This window comes from Pseudomonas tolaasii NCPPB 2192 (assembly GCF_002813445.1).
In the GTDB taxonomy this organism is placed as follows: domain Bacteria; phylum Pseudomonadota; class Gammaproteobacteria; order Pseudomonadales; family Pseudomonadaceae; genus Aquipseudomonas; species Aquipseudomonas tolaasii.
In genome coordinates, this window is record NZ_PHHD01000001.1 from 3553015 (window position 1) to 3578213 (window position 25199).

A 25199-nucleotide genomic window follows, 5' to 3' on the forward strand; every position below is an offset into this window, starting at 1 on the left:
GTGAGCCTCTAATCTCTGCACAAATCTGCTTCTCTGTGGGAGCTGGCTTTTGCTCTACACCACTCAGGCCGGCTGTCAGGCCGCCGTGCTTTTGATCTTGATCTGAGGCGCCCCGTTAAAACACGCTGGCCGGAATTCGGCAGGGATTTGGGGGGTAAACCGGCAGGGATGCCGGTTTAGCCGCCCCGCGCCATGGATGGCGCGTGGCGGCGGCCCCCCAAATCACTGTCGGATTACGGGCACACCGAGCCTGGGCGAGGTGCCGAGTGTTGGGGCAAGAGCGTTTTGCTTACTTTTGCGCTCTTCAAAAGTGAGCCGCTGTAAGAGCGGAACCAATATCAGCCATCACCCCAATAACGGATATTCACTCCAAACCAAAACCTGGCCCAACTCTTGCTCTCCCTCCCCATACTGCATCCCCGACCCCCAATGCAGTGGAGACCCTTACCTATGCCAGTCGCCCCGAATTCGCTCCTTCAGGCTGCCCCCGCGGCCAAGCCTCAAGCGCCTGCTCCCACCCTCTCGGTGGCAGCTGCGGACCCGCGGGATAAAGCCCCTGGCTTCGCTCAGGTGTTCGCCAGCCAAGGCTCAAAACCGGCCATCAAATCCGACGACACCCCCGCCAAACCCTCGCGGGACAAGTCTTCCGACGCCAGCGCCAAGCCTGCAGCGGGCAACGACAAACCTGCCGCCAGCACGCCAGCGGTTGCCGATAGCGGCAATGCCTTGCCAGCCAAACCCGCGGCCAAGTCTGACGACAGTGCCAGCACTGACGACGACAAAACCACCGACCCGGCCGTCGCGCAGCAGCCCCCGGCAGACCCGGTCGTCGACCCGGCCGTGATCGCCGCCGTCACGCCGGTGGTTGTTCCGCCGCCTGTGCAAACACCGGCACCTGCGGCCACCCAGGACGACAAGGCCCAGCCCGTCGTCGCAGCGCCCGTTGCCGCCACCGAAGATGCCAAGCAACCTGCGTTCGACCCCACGGCCGATCCGCTGGATTCGATGCCCGCCGTACGCCTGGCGATGGAGCAGGGCGGTCACGTCTCGGCCAGCAGCCAGACGCCGCAGAAAGCCGCCCCCACCACGCCTCAGGATCAGCCCACCGCTGCGCAAAACTTTGCTGCGGGCCTGGCCAACATGGTCGATCAACAAGCCACCAAAGACAGCACTGACGGCGGCGACAAAGCCTTCAGCGGCTTGATCGAAGGCGGCCTCAAGGATTTGAAAGACGCCCGCAGCGACACCCGCGTCGACGATTTCGCCAACCGCCTCGCCGCGTTGACCCAGGCCGCCACGCCGAAAGCCGCCAACGCCTTGCCGCCGGTGGCCAACGCGCCGCTGGCGATGCATCAAAGTGGCTGGACCGAAGAAGTGGTCAACCGCGTGATGTACCTGTCCAGCGCCAACCTCAAGTCGGCGGAGATCCAGTTGCAGCCGGCCGAGCTGGGGCGCCTGGATATCAAAGTGAATATGGCCGCCGACCAGCAGGCCCAGGTCACCTTCATGAGCGGTCATGCGGTGGTGCGTGAAGCGCTGGAAAGCCAGTCCGGCCGCCTGCGTGAGATGTTCGCCCAGCAGGGCATGGGGCAGGTGGACGTTAACGTCTCCGACCAGTCCCGCGGCTGGCAGGGGCAAGGCCAGGAACAACAGCAGCAGAACCAGGCGCGCGGTGTGAGTGGCGGCGGCGGGCGTGGGGACGGCGGTGATGTGGCCGATCACGCCGAAGTCGCAGCAGCCGTCGCGCCGGTCACCACCAGCGTGATTGGCTCCAGCGCCGTCGACTATTACGCCTGACCCAGGCCGTACACAGCCCTGAGTGTGGGCGCTGGCTTGTGTGGAAGCCGGGCTTGCCCGCGATAGCATCACTTCGGTATGGCTGACAGACCGAGGCGTAGGCATCGCAGGCAAGCCAGCTCCCACACAAGCCAGCTCCCACATTTGATTGGTGTTGCCCGCTCTTCCCCCAGAGTGCCAGACAACTCTGGCATAACACTTGCTCTTGCCATTCCGTAGATCTATGAATCCCAGAATAGTGACGGATTATTGGCATGGCGAAGAGCGACGACGCAGCAAAACCACCTGCAGCCAAGGGCAAGCTCAAGCTTATCCTGTTGATTGTGTTGGGCCTGCTGCTGGCCATTGGCGCCTCGATCGGCGGCACCTGGTACATCATGCACAGCAGCGCCAGCAAACCGGCCCCTGTGGCCGAGGCCGCCACTAACGTCAAGCAACCGGCAATCTTCGAGCCGATGCTTCCGGCCTTTGTCGCCAACTACAATCAGAACGGTCGTCAACGCTACCTGCAGGTGAGCATCACCTTGCTGGCGCGTAACCAGGCGGACCTGGATGCGCTCAAAGTGCACATGCCAGTGATCCGCAACAACCTGGTGATGCTGTTCTCCGGCCAGAGCTTCGACAGCCTGGCCACGCCCGTCGGCCAGGAAATGCTGCGTCAGAAGGTCACTGCCAGCGTGCAGGAAGTGGCCCAGAAAGAGCTCGGCAAAGTCGTGGTCGAGCAGGCGCTCTTCACTAACTTCGTATTGCAGTAGGATCACGACATGGCCGTGCAAGACCTGCTGTCCCAGGATGAAATCGACGCGCTGTTGCACGGCGTCGACGATGGTCTGGTACAGACCGAAATGGCTGCCGAGCCCGGCAGCGTCAAAAGTTATGACCTCACCAGCCAGGATCGCATCGTCCGTGGGCGCATGCCGACCCTGGAGATGATCAACGAGCGTTTCGCCCGTTACACCCGCATCAGCATGTTCAACATGCTGCGTCGCTCGGCGGACGTGGCGGTGGGCGGCGTGCAGGTGATGAAGTTCGGCGAATACGTGCACTCGCTGTACGTGCCCACCAGCCTCAACCTGGTCAAGATCAAACCCCTGCGCGGCACCGCGCTGTTCATCCTCGACGCCAAACTGGTGTTCAAGCTGGTGGACAACTTCTTCGGCGGTGACGGCCGCCATGCCAAGATCGAAGGCCGTGAATTCACCCCCACCGAACTGCGCGTGGTGCGCATGGTGCTGGAGCAAGCCTTCATCGACTTGAAGGAAGCCTGGCAGGCGATCATGGAAGTCAATTTCGAGTACATCAACTCGGAAGTGAACCCGGCCATGGCCAACATCGTCGGCCCCAGCGAAGCCATTGTGGTGTCCACGTTCCACATCGAACTCGATGGCGGTGGCGGCGACCTGCACGTGACCATGCCGTACTCGATGATCGAGCCGGTGCGTGAAATGCTCGACGCTGGCTTCCAGTCCGACCTCGACGACCAGGACGAGCGCTGGGTCAAGGCCCTGCGCGAAGATCTGCTGGACGTCGACGTGCCGCTGAGCGCCACGGTGGCCCGTCGCCAGTTGCGTTTGCGCGATATTTTGCACATGCAGCCGGGTGATGTGATCCCGGTCGAGCTGCCGGACGAGCTGATCATGCGCGCCAACGGCGTGCCGTCGTTCAAGGTCAAGCTGGGTTCCCACAAAGGCAACCTGGCGCTGCAAGTGATCGAACCGATCAACCGCCGCTGATCAACCTTAATTTTTGCTGCGCCGAGGACATGTAATGGCTACCGAACACGAAAACACTTCCGCCGAAGACCAGGCCCTGGCTGACGAATGGGCTGCGGCCCTGGAAGAAACCGGCGATGTTGGCCAGGACGACATTGACGCGCTGCTCGCCGCCGACGCCGCGACGTCGCCCGCCGGCAAGCGCCTGCCGATGGAAGAATTCGGCAGCGTGCCGAAGAACAATGACCCGGTGACCCTTGATGGACCGAACCTGGATGTGATCCTCGACATTCCGGTGTCGATCTCCATGGAAGTGGGCAGCACCGAAATCAACATCCGCAACCTGCTGCAACTCAACCAGGGGTCGGTGATCGAGCTGGACCGCCTGGCCGGCGAGCCGCTGGACGTACTGGTCAACGGCACGCTGATCGCCCATGGCGAAGTGGTGGTGGTCAACGAGAAGTTCGGCATCCGTCTGACGGACGTGATCAGCCCGAGCGAACGCATCAAGAAGTTGCGCTGATATGAAGTATTCGATGGCGGGACTGTTTCTGGCGCTGCCATTGAGCGCCTTGGCGGCTGAGCCGGTGGCCCAGGCGGCAGCGGCTGCGCCGGTGGTCAGCAGTGGCATTGGCGGCCAGTTGACCCAGCTGGTGCTGGGTTTGCTGTTGGTGGTGGGCCTGATCTTCGTGCTGGCCTGGCTGATGCGCCGCGTGCAGCGAATCGGGCCGGGCAATGCGCAGGTGATCGAAATGGTCGGTTCGCGCGCCCTCGGCCCGCGTGATCGGCTGGTGCTGGTGCAGGTCGGCGATGAGCAGATTCTGCTGGGCATCACGCCCGGGCGCATCACACCGTTGCACGTGCTCAAGTCGCCGGTCGAAGTGGCCAAAACCGAGGCTGCCACGCCGGAATTCGCCCAGCGCCTGATGGAGTTGCTGGGCAAGGATCAGAAGGATAAGAAGTAATGCGCGTTTTATTGACGCTCATGCTGTTGCTGGCCGCGCCGTTGGCATTTGCGGCCGACCCGTTGTCGATCCCGGCGATTACCTTGGGCACCAACGCGGCCGGGGCGCAGGAATATTCGGTCAGCCTGCAGATCCTGTTGATCATGACGGCGCTGAGCTTTATCCCGGCGTTCGTCATGCTGATGACCAGCTTCACGCGCATCATCATCGTGTTCTCGATCCTGCGTCAGGCCCTGGGCCTGCAACAGACGCCGTCGAACCAGATCCTCACCGGCATGGCCCTGTTTCTGACGCTGTTCATCATGGCGCCGGTGTTCGACAAGGTGAACCAGCAGGCGCTGCAACCCTATCTGGCGGAAAAGCTTTCGGCCCAGGACGCGGTGGCAAAGGCCCAGGGCCCGATCAAGGATTTCATGCTGTCGCAAACCCGCTCCAGCGACCTTGAGCTGTTTATGCGTTTGTCCAAACGTACCGACATCGCCACGCCGGATCAGGCGCCGCTGACCATCCTCGTGCCTGCGTTCGTGACCTCGGAACTGAAAACCGCATTCCAGATCGGTTTCATGATCTTCATCCCGTTCCTGATCATCGACCTCGTGGTGGCGAGCGTGTTGATGGCCATGGGTATGATGATGCTGTCGCCGCTGATCATTTCGTTGCCGTTCAAGATCATGCTGTTTGTATTGGTTGACGGCTGGGCGCTGATTATCGGCACCCTGGCCAGCAGTTTCGGCGGGGTATAGCGCGATGACGCCCGAAGTTGCGGTCGACCTGTTCCGTGAAGCGTTGTGGCTGACCACCATGATGGTCGCCGTACTGGTGGTGCCGAGCCTGTTGGTGGGCCTGCTGGTGGCGATGTTCCAGGCGGCCACCCAGATCAACGAACAGACCTTGAGCTTTTTGCCGCGTCTGCTGGTGATGCTGATCACCCTGATCGTCGCCGGCCCGTGGCTGGTGCAAACCTTCATGGAATACATCCTGCAGCTGTACGGCAGTATTCCGCAGTTGATCGGCTGACCGCATGCAGTCTGTCCTGGCCCTGACCGACACCCAGATCAGCACCTGGGTCGCGTCCTTCATCCTGCCGATGTTCCGCGTCACGGCCGTGTTGATGACCATGCCGGTATTTGGTACCACCCTAGTGCCGCGGCGTATCCGCCTGTATTTCGCCTTTGCCATCACCGTGGTGATCGTGCCCGGTTTGCCGCCGATGCCGCCGGTCAATGCCCTGGACCTGAGTGCCTTGCTGCTGATTGCCGAGCAAATCCTGATCGGTGCGCTGATGGGCTTCTCGCTCACGCTGTTTTTCCAAGCATTCGTGATCGCCGGGCAAATCATCTCGATCCAGATGGGCATGGGCTTCGCGTCCATGGTCGACCCTACCAACGGCGTGTCGGTGGCGGTGATCGGGCAGTTCCTGACCATGCTGGTGACCTTGATTTTCCTGTCGATGAACGGCCATTTGGTGGTGTTCGAAGTCATGACCGAGAGCTTCACCACCTTGCCGGTGGGCTCGGGGCTGGTGGTCAATCATTTCTGGGAACTGGTGGGCCGTCTGAGCTGGGTGCTCGGCGCCTCGTTGCTGCTGGTGCTGCCGGCGATCACGGCGCTGCTGGTGGTCAACATCGCGTTCGGCGTGATGACCCGCGCGGCGCCGCAACTGAACATCTTCTCGATTGGTTTCCCCCTGACGCTGGTGTTGGGCATGGGGATTTTCTGGATCGGCATGGCCGACATTCTCAATCAGTATCAACCGCTGGCGACCGACGCCTTGCAGTTCTTACGTGACTTGGCACGGGCGCGTTGAGCCATGGCCGAAAGCGAGAGTGGCCAGGACAAAACAGAAGACCCCACGGAGAAACGCAAAAAGGACTCCAGGGAAAAGGGTGAGATTGCTCGTTCCAAAGAGCTCAATACCCTGGCGGTGATGCTCGCCGGTGCCGGTGGCCTGCTGATCTACGGTGGTGGCCTGGCGCTGGACCTGATGGAGTTGATGAAGCTCAACTTCGCGTTGCCCCGAGAGGTGCTGCTCAGCCCTGGCGCCATGGGACTGTACCTGCTGCATTCCGGCAAAATCGCGATTCTGGCGGTGCAGCCGGTGCTGATCACGTTGCTGCTGGCGGCGTTGATCGGCCCGGTGTCCCTCGGTGGCTGGTTGTTTGCGCCGGGCAGCATGGCGCCCAAATTCAGCCGCCTGAACCCGGGGCCCGGGCTCAAGCGCATGTTTTCCAGCAAAGCGCTGGTGGAGCTGCTCAAGGCCCTGGCCAAATTCATCCTGATTCTGTTCGTGGCGCTGACCGTATTGTCGTCCGACATCGACGACCTGCTGCGCATCGCCCATGAGCCGCTGGAGTCGGCGATCATTCACAGCGTGCAATTGGTGGGCTGGAGTTCTTTGTGGATGGCGTGCGGGTTGATCATCATTGCTGCCGTGGATGCGCCGATCCAGCTGTGGGAAGCCCACAAGAAACTGCTGATGACCAAGCAGGAAGTGCGCGACGAGCACAAGGACCAGGAGGGGCGCCCGGAGGTCAAGCAACGCATTCGCCAGCTGCAGCGCGAGATGTCCCAGCGCAAGATGATGGCGGCGGTGCCCGACGCCGACGTGGTCATCACCAACCCGACCCACTACGCCGTGGCCCTCAAGTACGACCCGGAGAAGGGTGGTGCGCCGATGCTGCTGGCCAAGGGCAGTGACTTTACTGCACTGAAAATCCGCGAAATTGCCGTGGCCAACGACATCCTGTTGCTGGAGTCGCCGGAACTGGCGCGGTCGATCTTCTATTCCACCGATCTCGATCAGGAAATCCCTGCCGGCCTGTACCTCGCCGTGGCGCAGGTGTTGGCCTATGTCTATCAAATCCGCCAATACCGCGCGGGCAAAGGCAAACGTCCGGAGCCGCTGAAGGATCTGCCGATTCCACCGGAGTTGCGTCGCGACGCCTGATTGCCGGCTTTTGCGCGACGCTCATGTCTGAAAAATTGACACCGTTCCATTCGTCCGAAACCCCTGCTGACTGTCAATGTTGACAGTAGTCAGGGGTGCGGCCCCGCGGTTCCATAGCGCCAGGCACCTGCGCACACGTAGTCAAGAGATGCAGAGGACTGGGCCATGGAAGCGATCACCGGCACGATCAAGTCATATAACCGCAGCACCGGCGAGGGGTTCATCCTGCTGGACGACGCGGGCGAATCCGTGCGTGTCGACCTCAAGAGCTCGGCGGGGGTATGGCTGCAACAAGGCCAGCGCGTGCAGTTCGGTAGAATCCACCGGCCCAAGGGCGTTTTTGCGCTCTATATCAAGGTTATTTAGCGGCCTGCCTGCCTGCACAGGCCAATAGTGTGGGAGCTGGCTTGCCTGCGATAGCGCCGGGTCAGCTTGCTCATCCTCGACTGACTCACCGCCATCGCAGGCAAGCCAGCTCCCACACTTGAACGGGGTGTCCCTCGATGATCGTCGTCTTGAAACCAAAGTTGGAAGGCTTCTTGCAATACCGCCTTCAAGACGCCCTCAGGCGTCAAAACTTTGCTTCAAGGAACACGAGGAATACCGGTGGTAGATCGCTCTCAAATGCTCAGCACGGCCCGTGGCACCCTGACTGACCTGTCGCGGGGCAACCTGGGCGTGCCGTTGTTGTTGCTGGTGATGCTGGCAATGATGATGTTGCCGATGCCGCCGTTCCTGCTCGATGTGTTCTTCACCTTCAACATCGCCCTGTCCGTCGTCGTACTGCTGGTGTGCGTGTACGCGCTGCGGCCGCTGGATTTTGCGGTATTCCCGACCATTCTGCTGGTGGCGACCCTGTTGCGGCTGGCGCTGAACGTGGCTTCGACCCGTGTGGTCATGCTGCACGGCCAGGACGGCCACGCCGCCGCCGGTAAAGTGATCCAGGCCTTTGGTGAGGTGGTGATCGGCGGCAACTATGTCGTCGGTATTGTGGTGTTCGCGATCCTGATGATCATCAACTTCGTGGTAGTGACCAAGGGCGCCGGGCGGATTTCCGAGGTGAGCGCACGGTTTACCCTCGACGCCATGCCCGGCAAACAAATGGCCATCGACGCCGACCTCAACGCCGGCCTGATCGATCAGAACCAGGCCAAGGCACGCCGTCTGGAAGTCGCCCAGGAAGCCGAGTTCTACGGCTCCATGGACGGTGCGAGCAAATTCGTGCGCGGTGATGCCATCGCCGGCCTGTTGATTCTGTTCATCAACCTGATCGGCGGCATGGCAGTCGGGATCTTCCAGCACGGCATGACCTTTGGCGATGCGGGCAAGGTCTACGCCTTGCTGACCATCGGTGACGGTTTAGTGGCGCAATTGCCATCACTGTTGTTATCCACAGCAGCGGCCATCATGGTGACCCGTGCGTCGGGCTCCGAAGACATGGGCAAGCAGATCAGCCGCCAGATGTTCGCCTCGCCCAAAGCGCTGGCCGTGGCGGCGGGCATCATGGCGATCATGGGCATCGTGCCGGGCATGCCCCACGTGTCGTTCCTGAGCATGGCGGCCATGGCGGCCGGCGCTGCCTACCTGTTCTGGCGCAAGCAAAATGCGGTCAAGGTACTCGCCCAGCAAGAGATCGCCCGCCAGCAGGACCTGTTGCCATCCCCGGCCCGCGCCCAGGAAACCAAGGAGCTGGGCTGGGATGACGTGACCCCGATCGACATGATCGGCCTGGAAGTCGGCTACCGCCTGATTCCCTTGGTGGACCGCAACCAGGGTGGGCAATTGCTCGCGCGGATCAAAGGGGTGCGCAAGAAACTGTCGCAGGACCTGGGCTTCCTGATGCCCACCGTGCACATCCGCGACAACCTCGACCTTGCGCCCAGCGCCTATCGCCTGACGCTGATGGGCGTGATTCTCGCCGAAGCCGAGATCTACCCGGACCGCGAACTGGCGATCAACCCGGGCCAGGTGTTCGGCACGCTCAACGGCATTACCGCCAAAGATCCGGCTTTCGGCCTGGAAGCGGTGTGGATCGAAGTCAGCCAGCGCAGTCAGGCGCAGTCCCTCGGTTACACCGTGGTGGACGCCAGCACGGTGGTCGCCACCCACCTTAACCAAATTCTGTACAAGCACTCCCACGAGCTGATCGGCCACGAGGAAGTCCAGCAATTGATGGGGTTGCTGGCCAAAGCGTCGCCAAAACTGGCCGAAGAACTGGTGCCCGGCGTGCTGTCACTTTCGCAATTGCTCAAAGTGCTGCAAGCGTTGTTGGCCGAACAGGTGCCGGTGCGCGACATCCGCAGCATTGCCGAGGCCATCGCCAACAATGCCGCCAAGAGTCAAGATACTGCCGCTCTGGTGGCTGCGGTGCGTGTCGGCCTGTCCCGTGCCATCGTGCAAAGCATTGTAGGCATTGAGTCTGAGCTGCCTGTGATCACCCTGGAGCCAAGGTTGGAACAAATATTGCTCAATAGTATTCAGAAGGCAGGGCAAGGCCAGGAAGAGGGCGTTCTGCTGGAGCCAAGCATGGCTGAAAAACTGCAGCGTTCGTTGATCGAAGCCGCACAGCGCCAGGAAATGGCGGGCCACCCGGTGATCCTGCTGGTGGCGGGCCCGGTTCGAGCGATGTTGTCGCGGTTTGGTCGCCTGGCAGTTCCGAATTTGCACGTTTTGGCTTATCAGGAAATTCCTGACAACAAGCAAGTGACTATCGTCGCGACAGTAGGGCCCAACGGCTGAGGTAGTGGGTTATGCAAGTTAAGCGTTTTTTCGCCGCCGATATGCGTCAGGCCATGAAACTGGTTCGTGATGAGCTGGGCGCCGATGCCGCGATTATCGGAAACCGTCGCATTGCCGGCGGTGTCGAGCTGACGGCTGCCCTGGATTACACTCCCCAGGCGCTGGCGCCGCGCGTGCCGAACATGGAGCTCGAAGACGAGTTGCGCAAGACCGCCTCGCGCATTGTGTCGGCCCAGGCGGAATTGAGCATGCGTGGCGACAGCGATGCCACCACCAATCGCCAGCTGTTCGCCGGGTTGCCGCTGACCGCGTCCGAGCCGTTGGTCGAGCCCACTTTCAAAGAACCACCGCGTCCTGCTGCGCCTGCCCCGGCGCCTGCGGTTGACCCGCGCGTGTTCGATTCGATGCGTTTTGAGCTCAACGGTCTGCGTGAACTGCTGGAAGTGCAGCTCGGCTCACTGGCCTGGACCCAACTGCAAGGCAGCAAACCGCAACAGGCCAACCTGTGGCGCCGCCTGCAACGGATCGGCCTGTCCGGCCCGTTGTCCCGCGACCTGCTGGCGCTCACCGCCGAAGTCGAAGAGCCGCGCCAGGCCTGGCGCATGCTGCTGGCGCACTTGGCGCGCATGATCGTCACCCCGGAAATCGAACCCCTGGAAGAGGGCGGTGTGATCGCCATGGTCGGCCCTGCCGGCATGGGCAAGACCACCACCCTGGCCAAGCTGGCCGCGCGTTATGTGCTCAAATACGGCGCGCAGAATATTGCGCTGGTGAGCATGGACAGTTATCGCATCGGCGCCCAGGAACAGCTCAAGACCCTGGGCCGCATCCTCAATGTGCCGGTGACCCACGTCGACCCGGGCCAGTCCCTGGCCAATGCCCTCGATCCACTGCTGCGCAAGCGCGTGGTGCTGATCGACACCGCCGGCCTGCAAGCCAGCGACCCGGCCTTGCGCATGCAGCTCGAAAGCCTGGCCGGGCGTGGCATCAAGTCGAAAAATTACCTGGTGCTTGCAACCACCAGCCAGAAACAGGTTCTTACCGCTGCGTACCACAGCTACAAGCGTTGCGGCCTGGCCGGTTGCATCCTGACCAAGCTCGATGAAACCGCGAGCCTGGGTGAAGTGTTGAGCCTGGCGATCAGCCATGAATTACCGGTTGCTTACCTGACCGACGGCCCGCGGATTCCGGATGATCTGCATCTGCCGCGCCGTCATCAGTTGGTCAGCCGTGCCGTCAGTGTGCAAATGCAAGAAGAGCCTAGCGAGGAAGCGATGGCTGACATGTTCGCGGACCTCTACCACAACCCGGCAAAACGGGTCGGTTGAGGGCAGTGAACACCGTGAAAAGTATCTACATCGATGGTCTGCAAGCGATTCACGCGGCCAAGCCATGTAGCCTGCGTCTAAGCAAGACAAGGTAAAGAAATAAAATGGGCAGCATGCATCCCGTACAGGTGATCGCGGTGACCGGCGGCAAAGGTGGCGTCGGGAAAACTAACGTGTCAGTGAATTTGTCCCTGGCCCTGGCAGAGCTTGGCCGTCGCGTCATGCTGCTGGATGCTGACCTGGGGTTGGCAAATGTCGACGTTTTGCTCGGGCTGACACCCAAACACACCCTCGCCGATGTGATTGAAGGCCGCTGTGAGCTGCGCGATGTGCTGCTGCAAGGCCCCGGCGGCATTCGCATCGTGCCGGCAGCCTCGGGCACCCAGAGCATGGTGCACCTGAGCCCGGCGCAACATGCCGGCCTGATTCAGGCTTTCAGCGACATCGGCGACAACCTCGACGTGCTGGTGATCGACACCGCCGCCGGGATCGGCGAGTCCGTGGTCAGCTTCGTGCGCGCGGCGCAGGAGGTGCTGTTGGTGGTCTGCGATGAACCCACTTCGATCACCGACGCCTACGCCCTGATCAAACTGCTTAACCGTGACTACGGCATGAACCGCTTCCGCGTGCTGGCCAACATGGCCCAGAGCCCGCAGGAAGGGCGCAACCTGTTCGCCAAGTTGACCAAGGTCACGGATCGCTTCCTCGATGTCGCCTTACAATACGTCGGCGCAGTTCCGTATGACGAGTGTGTGCGCAAGGCCGTGCAAAAGCAGCGTGCGGTCTATGAAGCGTTCCCTCGTTCGAAGTGCGCACTGGCGTTCAAGGCCATTGCCCAGAAGGTCGATACCTGGCCGTTGCCTGCCAACCCGCGGGGGCATCTGGAGTTTTTCGTCGAGCGTTTGGTGCATCAGACGAGCGCAGGACCGGTGCTATGACATCCAGCGGCTACAACCTTTACAAAAAGTCGGCCCGTGACAGCCAGGGCGAATTGATCGAGCGTTATGCGCCTCTGGTCAAGCGCATTGCCTATCACTTGCTGGCACGCCTGCCCGCCAGCGTGCAGGTGGAAGACCTGATCCAGGCCGGCATGATCGGCCTGCTCGAAGTGTCGACCAAATACGACGCGAGCAAGGGTGCGAGTTTCGAGACGTATGCGGGCATCCGCATCCGTGGCGCGATGCTCGATGAGGTGCGTAAAGGGGATTGGGCGCCGCGTTCGGTACACCGCAACACGCGAATGGTCAGTGACGCCATTCGCGCAATTGAAGCAAAAACCGGTCGTGACGCTAAAGATCATGAAGTTGCGGCCGAACTCCAATTGAGTCTCGACGATTACTACGGGATTTTGAACGATACCTTGGGCAGCCGCCTGTTCAGTTTCGACGACCTGTTGCAGGACGGCGAACACGAAGGGCTGCACGAGGACGGCGCGAGTGCACATCTCGAACCGTCGCGTGACCTGGAAGACGAACGTTTCCAGGGGGCGTTGGCGGAGGCGATTGCCAATTTGCCGGAGCGTGAGCGACTGGTGTTGGCGCTGTACTACGACGAAGAGCTGAACCTCAAGGAAATCGGTGAGGTCCTGGGGGTCAGCGAGTCGCGTGTCAGCCAGCTGCACAGCCAGTGCGCAGCCCGCTTGCGGGGGCGATTGGGAGAGTGGCGCGCGCGCTGACAGGCAGTGTGGGGACACTGCAGACGCTACCGCGAAGGCTTCATGTTTTCGCGGATCAGTTCCGTGGTGCCCTGGGCAGTCCTTTTTGTGTAACGCCTGTTGATTGAAATGGCGCGTCCAGGTGCTGGGCGCGTTTAAGACTGCTTGGAGGTCGAATTGGACAAGAACATGAAAATCCTCATCGTTGATGACTTCTCAACGATGCGGCGGATCATAAAAAACCTGTTGCGTGACCTTGGGTTCACCAACACGGTCGAGGCGGATGACGGCCTGACGGCTATCCCGATCCTCAACAGCGGAAGCATCGACTTTCTGGTAACCGACTGGAACATGCCGGGCATGACCGGTATCGACTTGCTGCGCCACGTGCGCGCGGATGAAAAACTGCGCAGCCTGCCCGTGCTGATGGTGACCGCCGAAGCCAAGCGTGAACAGATCATCGAAGCCGCCCAGGCCGGGGTAAACGGTTACGTGGTCAAGCCATTCACCGCATTGGCCTTGAAAGAGAAGATTGAAAAAATCTTCGAACGCATCCACGGCTGATGTCATCACGGGGGAGCTATGGAGCATAAAGAAACGTCGCAGGGAGACTTTGAGTCGACCCTGAAAAAGCATGCGCATCAGTTGGTCGACAGCCTTGAAAAAGGCCAGTTCGGCGACGCGGTGCAGTTGATCCATGAGCTCAACCAGACCCGTGACCGCGGCCTGTATCAGGAAGTGGGCAAGCTCACGCGCGAGCTGCACAGTGCGATCGTCAATTTCCAGATTGACCCGCACATGCCCCAGGCCGAAGAGATCTCGCAGATCACCGATGCCACCGAACGCCTGTCCTATGTGGTCAGGCTGACCGAGGCGGCGGCCAACCGCACCATGGACCTGGTGGAAAACGCCACGCCGCTGGTCAACGGCATGGCCAACGAAGCCCAGGCCCTGAGCCACGACTGGAGCCGCTTCATGCGTCGCGAAGTGGGCGCCGAAGAGTTTCGTGAGCTGGCGCGTCGGGTCGACAGCTTTCTGTCGCGCAGCGAGCAGGAAAACCGCACGGTTTCCAGCAACCTCAACGACATTCTGCTGGCTCAGGATTACCAGGACCTCACCGGCCAGGTGATCAAGCGCGTGACCCAACTGGTCACCGAAGTGGAAAGCAATTTGCTCAAACTGGTGCTCATGGCTGGCCAGGTCGATCGTTTTGCCGGTATCGAACATGACCGCGCGGCGATCCTCTCGGAAAAAGATCCAAAAAAACATCTCGCCAAGGGTGAAGGTCCGCAGATTCATGCCGATAAACGTGAAGACGTTGTATCCGGGCAAGACGACGTAGACGATTTGTTGTCCAGTTTAGGCTTCTAAGGAGCACCCACATGAGCTTCGGCGCCGATGAAGAAATCCTTCAGGATTTCCTTGTAGAGGCCGGCGAAATTTTAGAGCAACTGTCCGAGCAACTGGTCGAGCTGGAAAGCCGACCGGATGATGCGAACCTGCTCAATGCAATTTTTCGCGGTTTTCACACTGTAAAAGGGGGCGCCGGCTTCCTCCAGCTCCATGAGCTGGTGGAGTGCTGCCACATCGCCGAGAACGTGTTCGACATCCTGCGCAAGGGTGAACGCCACGTTGATTCGGAATTGATGGACGTGATTCTCGAAGCACTGGATGCAGTCAACGGCATGTTCAGCGAAGTTCGCGAACGTGCCCCGATCACCGCTGCCACCCCGGAACTGCTGGCTGCCCTGGCGCGCCTGGCCGAACCTGCCGACCCATCGGCGGCGCCGGTTGTCGTTGCGGCACCCGAGCCTGTGGTGCAAGCCGAGCCGGATGTGACGGACAGTGAGTTCGAACAGCTGCTCAACTCCCTCAGCGCGGTCAAGGCCGAAGCCGAGGCGCCGCGGGCACCGGTTGCCGAACCCGCCAGCGAAGACATCACCGACGCAGAGTTCGAATCCCTGCTCGACCAGTTGCACGGCAAAGGCCAGTTCGCCGCTGACGCCGTGGCACCTGCCGCCGCGCCTGAAGCGCCAGCGACCAACGCCAACACCGACATTACCGACGACGAATTCGAAGCGCTGCTCGACCAATTGCACGGCAAAGGCACTTTTGCTGCCGAAGCCTTGCCGGAAGTCGCTGCCACTGCTGCCACTGGCGCCGCGCCGGCTGCAAGCCCGGAGCCTGCCGGCGACGGGCTGATCACCGACCACGAGTTCGAAGCCCTGCTCGACGAGCTGCACGGCAAAGGCAAGTTCAGCGAAGTGGCACCGGCCGCCGTCGCCACGGCGGCACCGGTGGCCGCCAAAGCCGCCGCGCCCGCCGCCAAGCCTGCTCCGGCAGCGGCGGCTGCCCCGGCTCCCGCGCGTGCTGCTCCGGCACCGGTGGCCGAGAAACCCGTCAGTGAAGCCGAAACCACCGTGCGGGTGGATACCGCGCGCCTGGACGACATCATGAACATGGTCGGCGAGCTGGTACTGGTACGTAACCGCCTGGTGCGCCTGGGCCTGAACAGCGGCGACGAGGCCATGCAAAAGGCCGTGTCGAACCTGGATGTGGTCACCGCCGACCTGCAAACCGCCGTGATGAAAACGCGGATGCAGCCGATCAAGAAAGTCTTCGGCCGCTTCCCGCGCTTGGTTCGCGACCTGGCGCGTCAGCTCAAGAAAGAGATCAACCTGGAGCTGGTGGGCGAAGAAACCGACCTCGACAAAAACCTGGTCGAGGCCCTGGCCGACCCGCTGGTCCACTTGGTGCGCAACGCCGTCGACCACGGCGTGGAAACCCCGGAAGAGCGCGAAGCCGCAGGCAAGTCGCGCAACGGCAAGGTGATTCTGGCGGCGGAGCAAGAAGGCGACCATATCCTGCTGTCGATCACCGATGACGGCAAAGGCATGGACCCGACGATTCTGCGCAACATTGCGGTCAAGCGCGGCGTGATGGACAAGGACGCCGCCGACCGTCTGACCGACACCGAGTGCTACAACCTGATCTTCGCCCCGGGCTTCTCGACCAAGACCGAGATCTCCGACGTGTCCGGCCGTGGCGTCGGCATGGACGTGGTGAAGACCAAGATCAGCCAGCTCAACGGCTCGATCAATATCTACTCGACCAAGGGCCAGGGCTCGAAGATCGTCATCAAGGTGCCGTTGACCCTGGCGATCATGCCGACCCTGATGGTGATGCTGGGCAACCAGGCGTTCGCTTTCCCGCTGGTCAACGTCAACGAAATCTTCCACCTCGACCTGTCGCGCACCAACGTGGTGGACGGCCAGGAAGTGGTGATCGTGCGCGACAAGGCGTTGCCACTGTTCTACCTCAAGCGCTGGCTGGTGGCATCGGCCAAGCATGAAGAGCAGCGCGAAGGCCATGTGGTGATTCTCTCCGTGGGCACCCAGCGCATCGGCTTTGTGGTCGATCAACTGGTGGGCCAGGAAGAAGTGGTCATCAAGCCTTTGGGCAAAATGCTGCAGGGAACCCCGGGCATGTCGGGTGCGACCATCACCGGTGACGGTCGGATCGCGCTGATTCTCGATGTTCCGAGCATGCTCAAGCGTTACGCCGCTCGGCGTATTTGATTCTGGAGGGGCAGGGCGGTAGTGCCCGCCCCGCCTAACGGAGTGTTTATGGCAGTCAAGGTCCTGGTGGTGGACGATTCGGGTTTCTTCCGCCGCCGCGTCTCGGAAATTCTTTCCGCCGACCCAACGATTCAGGTGGTCGGTACGGCCACCAACGGCAAAGAGGCGATTGATCAGGCCATCGCGTTGAAACCGGACGTGATCACCATGGACTACGAGATGCCGATGATGGATGGCATCACGGCCGTGCGGCACATCATGCAGCGCTGTCCGACCCCGGTGTTGATGTTTTCCTCACTGACCCACGAAGGCGCCCGGGTGACCCTGGATGCGCTGGACGCCGGTGCGGTGGACTTCCTGCCGAAGAATTTCGAAGACATCTCGCGCAATCCCGAGAAGGTCAAGCAACTGCTGTGCGAGAAGGTGCACAGCATTTCACGCAGTAACCGTCGCAGTCTGTTCAGCGCGCCTGCGCCGACGCCTGCATCGGTTGCGGCACCGGCTGCGCCGACGTCATCGTTTGCTCGCCCAGCGCCCGCGCCGGTTGCACGGCCTGCCGTGGCGCCGGTTCGCGCCGCTGCGCCTGCAACTGCCCACTCGCCTGCGCCGAAACGCAAAGCCTATAAGCTGGTGGCTATCGGCACGTCCACGGGCGGCCCGGTCGCCCTGCAACGCGTGCTGACCCAACTGCCGGCCAACTTCCCGGCGCCGATTGTGCTGGTACAACACATGCCGGCCGCGTTTACCAAGGCGTTCGCCGAGCGTTTGGACAAGCTGTGCCGCATCAGCGTCAAGGAAGCGGAGGATGGCGACATCCTGCGCCCTGGCCTGGCGCTGCTGGCCCCCGGCGGCAAACAAATGATGGTGGACGGCCGTGGCGCGGTGAAAATCCTGCCGGGCGACGAGCGCCTGAACTACAAGCCGTGCGTGGATATCACCTTCGGTTCGGCGGCCAAATCCTACGGTGACAAAGTTCTGGCGGTGGTACTCACCGGCATGGGCGCCGACGGCCGTGAAGGCGCGCGCCTGCTCAAGCAGGGCGGCAGTGCCATCTGGGCCCAGGATGAAGCCAGTTGCGTGATCTATGGCATGCCCATGGCCATCGTCAAGGCTGAACTGGCCGACGCGGTCTACAGCCTGGACGACATCGGCAAACATCTGGTGGAGGCCTGCCTCTGATGGATGTATTGAGCCTGATCGGCATCATCATGGCGTTTGTCGCGATCATTGGCGGCAACTACCTCGAAGGCGGCCACCTCGGCGCGTTGGCCAACGGCCCGGCCGCGCTGATCGTGATCGGCGGCACCGTGGGCGCTGCGTTGCTGCAGTCGCCCCTGAGCTCATTCAAGCGCGCCATGCAGATTCTGGTGTGGATCATTTTCCCGCCGCGCGTGGATTTGCCGGGCGGCATCGACCGCGTGGTCAACTGGAGCCTCACCGCGCGCAAGGAAGGCCTGCTGGGTCTGGAAGGCGTGGCCGATGCCGAGCCCGACAGTTACGCGCGCAAAGGCCTGCAATTACTGGTGGACGGCGCCGAGCCGGAAGCGATCCGCAGCATTCTGGAAGTGGATTTCTACACCCAGGAAAGCCGTGACATCAATGCCGCCAAGGTCTTTGAAAGCATGGGCGGCTACGCGCCGACCATCGGCATCATTGGTGCGGTGATGGGCCTGATTCATGTGATGGGCAACCTGGCTGACCCCTCGCAACTGGGTAGCGGCATTGCCGTGGCGTTTGTCGCCACCATCTACGGCGTGGCCAGTGCCAACCTTGTGCTGCTGCCGGTGGCCAGCAAGTTGAAGTCGATCGCCATGCGCCAGTCCCGTTACCGCGAGATGCTGCTGGAAGGCATCCTGTCGATTGCCGAGGGCGAAAACCCGCGCTCCATCGAATTGAAGCTCCAGGGCTTCATGGATTGATGATGGGTATCGACGTGTGGCGAACTGCGCCGTTGTGGCGAGCGAGCTTATTGTGGCGAGCGAGCTTGCTCGCGCTGGGTTGCGCAGCAGCCCCAACACTGGCGACTCGGTTTCGGCAGGAGAGCGGTGGTGAGTTCATTGGGGCCGCTTCGCGCCCCAGCGCGAGCAAGCTCGCTCGCCACAGTGAATCGTTCGGAGGTAAAGACTTGTGAGCCGTCGCCGTCGCGAGCCTGAAGAACATGTTAACCACGAACGCTGGCTGGTGTCCTACGCGGACTTCATCACCTTGTTGTTCGCGTTTTTCGTGGTGATGTACTCCATCTCGTCGATCAATGAAGGCAAGTACAAGGTGATTTCCCAGGCGTTGGTCGGGGTGTTCAACGACGCTGACCGTTCCCTCAAGCCGATTCCGATTGGCGATGAACGGCCCAAGACCGTGACCCCGGCCAAGCCGCTGGTCAATGACAGCGACGAAACCGCGGCGGGCATCGGCGGCACCAGCGACCCGCTCAAAAGCATTGCCGACGACATCAGCGCCGCGTTTGGCGACCTGATCAAGTCCAACCAGATGACCGTGCGCGGTAACGAGCTATGGGTGGAGATCGAGTTGAACTCCAGCCTGTTGTTCGCCAGCGCCGATGCGATGCCGAGCGACCAGGCGTTCACCATCATCGACAAGGTGGCGGCGATCCTCAAACCGTTTGAAAACCCGGTGCACGTAGAAGGCTTTACCGACAACTTTCCGATCAGCACGGCGCAATACCCGACCAACTGGGAATTGTCTTCGGCCCGTGCCGCGAGCATTGTGCGCATGCTGGCGATGCAGGGTGTGAACCCCGGGCGCCTGGCGTCGGTGGGTTATGGCGAATTCCAGCCGGTGGCCAACAACGCCACGGCGGAAGGCCGCGCGCGCAACCGCCGGGTGGTGCTGGTGGTCTCGCGTAACCTGGACGTGCGCCGCAGCCTGACCGGCACCGGCACGGCCAATGCAACGCCGGACGCGGCGTTGAAGCGGGCTGGCACACAAACTGCACCGCCAACCGTTAAACCGTCGGTTCGTCAGAGTGCCGTCAATTCTCCGTCACCGGCTCAATAACTTTATGCACTGTCTCGGTCGCGCCAATGCCTGCCGGGAGGAACCAACCGAATGAGAGTCTGGGCAGTTGCCAATCAAAAAGGTGGGGTCGGCAAGACCACCACGTCCATCGCCCTGGCCGGTTTGCTGGCAGAGGCGGGCAAGCGCGTGGTCGTGGTCGACCTGGACCCCCACGGCTCCATGACCAGCTATTTCGGTTACGACCCGGATGCGCTGGAACACAGCTGCTACGACCTGTTCCTGCACAAGGGCAGCGTGCCGGCGGATTTGCCGGGGCAACTGCTGCTGCCCACCAGCAACGAAAGCATTTCCCTGCTGCCGTCCAGCACCGCCTTGGCCACCCTTGAGCGCCAGTCGCCGGGGCAGAGCGGTTTGGGCCTGGTGATCGCCAAGACCCTGGCGCAACTGTGGCAGGACTTCGACTACGCGATCATCGACAGCCCGCCGTTGCTTGGCGTGCTGATGGTCAACGCCTTGGCGGCCAGCCAGCAGCTGGTGATCCCGGTGCAGACCGAGCACCTGGCGGTCAAAGGCCTGGAGCGCATGGTCAGCACCCTGGCGATGATCAACCGCTCGCGCAAACAGGCGCTGCCGTTCAGCATCGTGCCGACCCTGTTCGACCGCCGCACCCAGGCGTCCCTGGGGACTTTGCGCGTATTGCGCGATGCCTACCCGGACACCATCTGGAATGGCTACATCCCGGTGGACACGCGCCTGCGTGACGCCAGCCGCGCCGGTCTGACGCCGTCGCAGTTCGACGGCAAGAGCCGTGGCGTGCTGGCCTACCGCGCGTTGCTCAAGCACCTGCTGTCGCAGCAGCTTGTGGCGCAGGTGGCGTGATGACCCGTCCCGTAGAACTCAAGACCCGGCCGCAACTGGCACTGGAATCCTACCTGGATGCCTTGCTGCAGGATGCGACTGCGCAAGAACTGCCTGAGCCGATTCTGGTGTTGGAACCGGCGGTCGAACCGGAAGCCGCGCTGGATGAATTCCAGTTGGCGGTGCTGGAAGAGCAAGCCCGGGATGCCTTGGTGGTGGTGCCGATTGCACCGGTTGTTTCGGCGCCGGTAGTGGTTGCACCGGTTGTGGTCGAGCCGGTGGTGGAAGTTCACCTGCCGCCAAGCATCACCCCACCGCCGGTGACGGGCGATGACCGCCCGGCGTGGGCCGCCGAGCCGTTCGAATGCCTGCTGTTCGACGTCGCCGGGCTGACTCTGGCGGTGCCGCTGGTGTGCCTGGGCTCGATCTACTCGCTGGAAGGCCAGGAACTGACGCCACTGTTCGGGCAACCGGAGTGGTTCCTTGGCATCCTGCCCAGCCAGGCCGGCAACCTTAAAGTCCTCGATACCGCGCGCTGGGTGATGCCCGACCGCTACCGCGATGACTTTCGCCAGGGCCTGCAATATGTGATCTCGGTGCAGGGTTACGAGTGGGGGCTGGCGGTGCATCAAGTCAGCCGCTCATTGCGCCTGGACCCGAACGAAATCAAATGGCGCAGCCACCGGGGCCAGCGGCCATGGCTGGCGGGCACCGTGATCGAACACATGTGCGCGTTGCTTGATGTCGCCGAGCTGGCCGAGTTGATCGCCAGTGGCGCCGTCAAATCGATGCCACAGAACAAACGCAGTTGATTGAACAATAAGGGCCGTGCGGTTGCGTGGCCAAAGAAGCACACACAGAAGGGGCAAAGGGGTATGAACAAGTCAGCGTCCGCACAAGGTTTGGCCGATGATCCAATCCTGCAATGGGTAACCTTCAAACTGGACAACGAGTCCTACGGCATCAACGTGATGCGCGTGCAGGAAGTGCTGCGCTACACCGAGATCGCCCCGGTGCCGGGTGCGCCAAGCTACGTGCTGGGCATCATCAACCTGCGCGGCAACGTGGTGACCGTGATCGACACCCGCCAGCGTTTTGGCCTGGTGCCGACTGAAGTCAACGACAACACCCGTATCGTGATCATCGAAGCCGACAAGCAAGTGGTCGGGATCATGGTCGACAGCGTGGCCGAAGTGGTTTACCTGCGCCAATCGGAAGTGGAAACCGCGCCGAACGTGGGTAACGAAGAATCCGCCAAGTTTATCCAGGGCGTGTGCAACAAGAACGGCGAACTGCTGATTCTGGTTGAGCTGGACAAGATGATGAGCGAAGAAGAATGGTCGGAACTGGAGAGCATCTGATTGTTCTTTGAGGCGGCGGTGATTGTCCTGGCCCTGTTGTGGGCCGGGACCCTGGCGTTCCTGCTGCGCTACATGCGCCAGCAACGGGAGTTGGCCCAGCAACAGGCCGAGCGGGATGCCGTGCGCGACCGGCGCATTCTGGATCTGGTCAAGCGGGTGGATCACTTTCAGCAGAGTGCGGTGAAAGTGGGGGATGAGGTGCACGAGTTGCGCGCGATTCTTGGGCCTTTGCCTGACAAGTTGGCGCAATTGGAGCAACGGGATCCGTCGAGCCTGTCGTTTGCCCAGGCGGCCAAGCTGGTCGGGATGGGGGCGACGGTGGATGAGCTTACTCAGTCTTGTGGGTTGACTCAGGCTGAGGCGCAGTTGATGAGTAAGTTGCACAAAGGCTGATTGTGTACATAACCGTTGCTGCGGTAACGGCGACTTAGGGTTCCGCGCTTACGGCGGTCAATTTTTGAAGCGTTGTACTGAACGGACACCTGTGTGGGAGCGGGCTTGCCCGCGATCGCGGTGGTTCAGCCAAGAATGTATTGACTGACACGCTGCCATCGCGGGCAAGCCCGCTCCCACACTGAACCTCTTTTGCTTCACACCTCTCAGACCGGCTGTCAGGCCTCCATTACCCAAAAAATGGACAGGCCCCCGGTAAACCAAACCCCCTCCCCAAATGTCCACATCCTTCAGGAACCACTAAACCCCAGGAGTACCCCCCATGACCACCCCCAAAGCCCTGCTGATCCTCCACGGCAAGCAAGCCCTCAACGAGGACGTGCGCACCGCCGTGCAGGCCCGGCGTGAACAGGGGTGGGAACTGGCCGTACGAGTCACCTGGGAAGGCGGCGACGCCCAGCGCCTGGTCAACGAAGCCCTGGCCGACGGCTACACCCATCTCATCGCCGGTGGTGGCGACGGCACCCTGCGCGACGTGGCCGAAGCCATGGCCCTGGCCAAAACCGATGCCAGCCTGGTGTTGATGCCTTTGGGCACCGCCAACGACTTTGCCAAGGCTGCCGGTGTACCGCTGCAACCGGCCGAAGCCCTGGCATTGCTCGATGTCGAACCCCGGGCCATCGACCTCGGCCAGGCGGGCAGCCAAATGTTCCTCAACATGGCCACCGGCGGCTTCGGCAGCCAGGTCACCGCCAACACCTCCGAAGACCTGAAAAAAGTACTGGGCGGCGCCGCCTACCTGTTCACCGGTCTGACCCGCTTCAGTGAGTTGAAAGCCGCTTACGGCGAACTGGAAGGCCCGGGTTTCCACTGGAAAGGCGACTTGCTGGCGCTGGGCATCGGTAACGGCCGCCAGGCGGGCGGTGGGCATGTGTTGTGCCCCGGCGCGTTGGCCGATGACGGCCTGCTCGATATCAGCATCCTGCCGGCGCCGCAGGAAGTGGTCGGCACCCTGATGACGCTGATGAGCGACGGCTGGGGCCTGGACAACCTGTTCGTGCGTGCGCGTCTGCCGTGGGTCGAGATCAAGGTGGCCGAAGGGTTGTACATCAACCTTGACGGCGAGCCGCTCAAAGGCGATGAGCTGCGTTTCAGCGCACTGCCCAACGCCTTGCGCGTGCATCTGCCGGTGAATTCGCCGCTAGTCGTCCAGGCTGATGATCTGCTCGCGAACGGCGAATAACACCAGGCCCGCCACGTCAAAAATCTGCAGGCGCTTCATGATCTGCGAGCGATGGGCCTCGACCGTCTTGATGCTCAAGCCCAGGCCCTGGGCGATTTCACGGGTGGACTTGCCGCGCACGATCAAACGCAGGATCTCCAGCTGCCGCGCCGTGAGGTTGTGGCTCTGGGCGACGGGGGAGGCCGGGCCCTGGCTGCGGATCAGCGCCTGGTTGATCACGGTGTGGGCGATGGCGGGGCTCAGGTAGCGTTCGTTGTTGCGCAACGCCAATAGCGCGTGTTCCAGCTCGTTGGCGGTGGTGTCCTTGAGCAGGTAGCCATGGGCGCCGGATTCCAGCGCGCGCATGATCAGTTCCGGGTCGGTGTGCATCGACAGGATCAGCACCTTGCTTCTGGGATAAGCCGCTTTGAGCTGCTGCAAGGCGTCCAGGCCGCCGATGTGTTTCATCGACAGGTCCAGCAGCACGATGTCGGGCTGCAGGGTGCTGAATTTCTCGAGTAACTGCGCGCCATCGCTGGCTTCGCCAATCACGTTGTAGCCGGGGATGTCCTGGACCAGCGCGCGAACGCCGGCCCGGATCAATGCGTGGTCATCTACCAAGAGTAATTTGCACGTCACTCGAGAACCTTAGGGGAACTGGCCCGTTCGAGGGCGCGGGGCGCCCAGGGGAAAAGCGCGTCGATGCGCGTGCCTTTGCCAGGCTGGCTGGTGACGGACAAGGAGCCGCCCAGTTGATCGATGCGTTCGGACATGCCGGCCATGCCCCGTTGGCCTTCTCTGCCCGGGTTGGCGGCAGGCGAGAAGCCCAGGCCGTCATCGCAGATCATCAGCGACAAGCCTTCGGGCAAGCGTTGCAGGCGTACCAGCAAGTTGTGCGCCTGGGCATGGCGAAGCATGTTCGTCACCGCTTCCTGGGTGATGCGAAACGCCGCCACCGCCATTTCTTCCGGGATCCCGGTCAGCCGTTGCTGGCATTCCAGGCTCCAGTGAACGGGGGTGTTTTCCAGGGTCTTGAGCAGGTGCGCACGCAGGCTTGCCTCAAGGCCCAGGCTTGCCAGCTGCCGGGGGTTGAGGATGGCGGACACGTCGCGCACTTTGGCGAGGGTTTCATTCAGGGTGTTGCACAGCACCGTGCACTGGCTCTGCAGGTCTTCGGGCAGGCGGCGCTTGAGCCATTCGCTCTGCAGTTTGGCGGCGGTGAGCAGTTGGCCGATATCGTCATGCAGCTCGCGGCTGAGACGGTGCCGTTCGTTTTCCTGGACTTGCAGCAGGCGGTCGGCCAGCTCCTGAGGCTGGAATTTGATCGACTTGCGTGAGCTCCATTGCTGCAGGCCTGCCACCAGCAGGGTCGCGAGGTTGAGCAGCAGGATCGACAGCGGCAACGGTGCGGAACGGGTGTAGGCCCACAGGCTGACCAGCAACGAACAAAGGCACAGAACCAGCACCATGCGGCGCGCATGGCGGCGGGACACGGATCTTGCGATGAGTGACTTGAGGCTGGCGTACATAGCGGATGGAGCCACTGAAGGTTCGCTGCGGGAAACCCGGCCAATTCGGCTGACAGGGCTTTGTGTGGAATCGTTTTTATACATGATGAAGTTGAGCCACTTCGAGCGGGGCATAGTACCACCACTGTTACCGTTGGTCG

Annotated in this window: 27 protein-coding genes; 25 read left to right on the forward strand and 2 right to left on the reverse strand. The window is 61.8% G+C overall.

The genetic code is table 11. The annotated features are described in order from the left end of the window. Nucleotides 1–450: 450 nt before the first annotated feature. From ATI14_RS16525 to yegS, 25 genes are all read left to right on the forward strand, one after another. Nucleotides 451–1797 (forward strand): flagellar hook-length control protein FliK, encoded by a 1347-nt coding sequence (locus ATI14_RS16525; protein ID WP_016973406.1) that lies wholly within the window; start codon nucleotides 451–453, stop codon nucleotides 1795–1797. Between the two features lie 254 nt (nucleotides 1798–2051). After that, on the forward strand, nucleotides 2052–2552 hold the full coding sequence (gene fliL / locus ATI14_RS16530; protein WP_016973407.1) for a flagellar basal body-associated protein FliL: 501 nt from the start codon (nucleotides 2052–2054) through the stop codon (nucleotides 2550–2552). 9 nt (nucleotides 2553–2561) lie between these two features. Further along, nucleotides 2562–3530 carry a flagellar motor switch protein FliM gene (gene fliM / locus ATI14_RS16535; protein ID WP_016973408.1) on the forward strand — a complete coding sequence of 323 codons (969 nt, stop codon included), beginning with the start codon at nucleotides 2562–2564 and terminating at the stop codon, nucleotides 3528–3530. 34 nt (nucleotides 3531–3564) lie between these two features. Then, complete coding sequence (gene fliN, locus ATI14_RS16540) at nucleotides 3565–4032, forward strand: flagellar motor switch protein FliN (RefSeq protein ID WP_016973409.1); 468 nt, start codon at nucleotides 3565–3567, stop codon at nucleotides 4030–4032. A 1-nt stretch (nucleotide 4033) separates the two neighbouring features. After that, on the forward strand, nucleotides 4034–4474 hold the full coding sequence (gene fliO / locus ATI14_RS16545; RefSeq protein WP_016973410.1) for a flagellar biosynthetic protein FliO: 441 nt from the start codon (nucleotides 4034–4036) through the stop codon (nucleotides 4472–4474). Beyond that, a complete protein-coding gene (gene fliP / locus ATI14_RS16550; protein WP_016973411.1) occupies nucleotides 4474–5217 on the forward strand; it encodes a flagellar type III secretion system pore protein FliP in 744 nt (247 codons plus the stop codon). Before fliO ends, fliP begins: the two co-directional genes overlap by 1 nt. Nucleotides 5218–5221: 4 nt before the next feature. After that, the gene (gene fliQ / locus ATI14_RS16555) at nucleotides 5222–5491 is read left to right on the forward strand and encodes a flagellar biosynthesis protein FliQ (protein WP_003214552.1); all 270 of its coding nucleotides are present in this window, start codon (nucleotides 5222–5224) and stop codon (nucleotides 5489–5491) included. A gap of 4 nt (nucleotides 5492–5495) precedes the next feature. Next, a complete protein-coding gene (gene fliR, locus ATI14_RS16560; RefSeq protein ID WP_016973412.1) occupies nucleotides 5496–6281 on the forward strand; it encodes a flagellar biosynthetic protein FliR in 786 nt (261 codons plus the stop codon). A 3-nt stretch (nucleotides 6282–6284) separates the two neighbouring features. Further along, complete coding sequence (gene flhB / locus ATI14_RS16565) at nucleotides 6285–7421, forward strand: flagellar biosynthesis protein FlhB (protein ID WP_016973413.1); 1137 nt, start codon at nucleotides 6285–6287, stop codon at nucleotides 7419–7421. 165 nt (nucleotides 7422–7586) lie between these two features. Further along, entirely contained in the window at nucleotides 7587–7787 is a 201-nt protein-coding gene (locus ATI14_RS16570; protein WP_016973414.1) for a cold-shock protein, read from the forward strand. 258 nt (nucleotides 7788–8045) lie between these two features. Continuing rightward, entirely contained in the window at nucleotides 8046–10160 is a 2115-nt protein-coding gene (flhA, locus tag ATI14_RS16575) for a flagellar biosynthesis protein FlhA (protein ID WP_031320259.1), read from the forward strand. Nucleotides 10161–10171: 11 nt separating this feature from the next. Then, the gene (gene flhF / locus ATI14_RS16580; RefSeq protein WP_016973416.1) at nucleotides 10172–11488 is read left to right on the forward strand and encodes a flagellar biosynthesis GTPase FlhF; all 1317 of its coding nucleotides are present in this window, start codon (nucleotides 10172–10174) and stop codon (nucleotides 11486–11488) included. Between the two features lie 104 nt (nucleotides 11489–11592). Next, nucleotides 11593–12426, forward strand: a complete 834-nt coding sequence (gene fleN, locus ATI14_RS16585) for a flagellar synthesis regulator FleN (protein WP_003192912.1) — start codon at nucleotides 11593–11595, stop codon at nucleotides 12424–12426. Continuing rightward, nucleotides 12423–13163 (forward strand): RNA polymerase sigma factor FliA, encoded by a 741-nt coding sequence (fliA, locus tag ATI14_RS16590; protein ID WP_016973417.1) that lies wholly within the window; start codon nucleotides 12423–12425, stop codon nucleotides 13161–13163. The genes fleN and fliA overlap by 4 nt, the downstream gene beginning before the upstream one ends. 168 nt (nucleotides 13164–13331) lie before the next feature. Beyond that, nucleotides 13332–13706: a chemotaxis response regulator CheY gene (locus ATI14_RS16595; protein WP_003192908.1), complete on the forward strand. Its 375-nt coding sequence runs from the start codon at nucleotides 13332–13334 to the stop codon at nucleotides 13704–13706. A gap of 18 nt (nucleotides 13707–13724) precedes the next feature. Continuing rightward, the gene (locus ATI14_RS16600) at nucleotides 13725–14513 is read left to right on the forward strand and encodes a protein phosphatase CheZ (protein ID WP_016973419.1); all 789 of its coding nucleotides are present in this window, start codon (nucleotides 13725–13727) and stop codon (nucleotides 14511–14513) included. Between the two features lie 11 nt (nucleotides 14514–14524). Then, a complete protein-coding gene (locus tag ATI14_RS16605) occupies nucleotides 14525–16720 on the forward strand; it encodes a chemotaxis protein CheA (RefSeq protein ID WP_080520587.1) in 2196 nt (731 codons plus the stop codon). Between the two features lie 48 nt (nucleotides 16721–16768). Then, complete coding sequence (locus ATI14_RS16610; RefSeq protein WP_016971732.1) at nucleotides 16769–17899, forward strand: protein-glutamate methylesterase/protein-glutamine glutaminase; 1131 nt, start codon at nucleotides 16769–16771, stop codon at nucleotides 17897–17899. Beyond that, on the forward strand, nucleotides 17899–18639 hold the full coding sequence (locus ATI14_RS16615) for a flagellar motor protein (protein ID WP_010208778.1): 741 nt from the start codon (nucleotides 17899–17901) through the stop codon (nucleotides 18637–18639). Before ATI14_RS16610 ends, ATI14_RS16615 begins: the two co-directional genes overlap by 1 nt. A 208-nt stretch (nucleotides 18640–18847) precedes the next feature. Then, nucleotides 18848–19735, forward strand: a complete 888-nt coding sequence (gene motD, locus ATI14_RS16625) for a flagellar motor protein MotD (RefSeq protein WP_016973382.1) — start codon at nucleotides 18848–18850, stop codon at nucleotides 19733–19735. A 51-nt stretch (nucleotides 19736–19786) separates the two neighbouring features. Continuing rightward, nucleotides 19787–20575, forward strand: a complete 789-nt coding sequence (locus tag ATI14_RS16630) for a ParA family protein (protein ID WP_014719332.1) — start codon at nucleotides 19787–19789, stop codon at nucleotides 20573–20575. Then, nucleotides 20575–21366 (forward strand): CheW domain-containing protein, encoded by a 792-nt coding sequence (locus ATI14_RS16635; protein ID WP_016973383.1) that lies wholly within the window; start codon nucleotides 20575–20577, stop codon nucleotides 21364–21366. The genes ATI14_RS16630 and ATI14_RS16635 overlap by 1 nt, the downstream gene beginning before the upstream one ends. Nucleotides 21367–21429: 63 nt before the next feature. Then, nucleotides 21430–21915 (forward strand): chemotaxis protein CheW, encoded by a 486-nt coding sequence (locus tag ATI14_RS16640; RefSeq protein WP_016973384.1) that lies wholly within the window; start codon nucleotides 21430–21432, stop codon nucleotides 21913–21915. Continuing rightward, nucleotides 21916–22308, forward strand: a complete 393-nt coding sequence (locus tag ATI14_RS16645; protein WP_016973385.1) for a DUF2802 domain-containing protein — start codon at nucleotides 21916–21918, stop codon at nucleotides 22306–22308. 322 nt (nucleotides 22309–22630) lie between these two features. After that, nucleotides 22631–23551 carry a lipid kinase YegS gene (gene yegS, locus ATI14_RS16650; RefSeq protein ID WP_016973386.1) on the forward strand — a complete coding sequence of 307 codons (921 nt, stop codon included), beginning with the start codon at nucleotides 22631–22633 and terminating at the stop codon, nucleotides 23549–23551. Here the strand turns inward: yegS and ATI14_RS16655 are convergent. Then, complete coding sequence (locus tag ATI14_RS16655) at nucleotides 23510–24169, reverse strand: response regulator transcription factor (protein ID WP_016973387.1); 660 nt, start codon at nucleotides 24167–24169, stop codon at nucleotides 23510–23512. The genes yegS and ATI14_RS16655 overlap by 42 nt on opposite strands. Continuing rightward, nucleotides 24166–25059: a sensor histidine kinase gene (locus tag ATI14_RS16660; protein ID WP_026083073.1), complete on the reverse strand. Its 894-nt coding sequence runs from the start codon at nucleotides 25057–25059 to the stop codon at nucleotides 24166–24168. The genes ATI14_RS16655 and ATI14_RS16660 overlap by 4 nt, the downstream gene beginning before the upstream one ends. Between the last annotated feature and the right edge of the window lie 140 nt (nucleotides 25060–25199).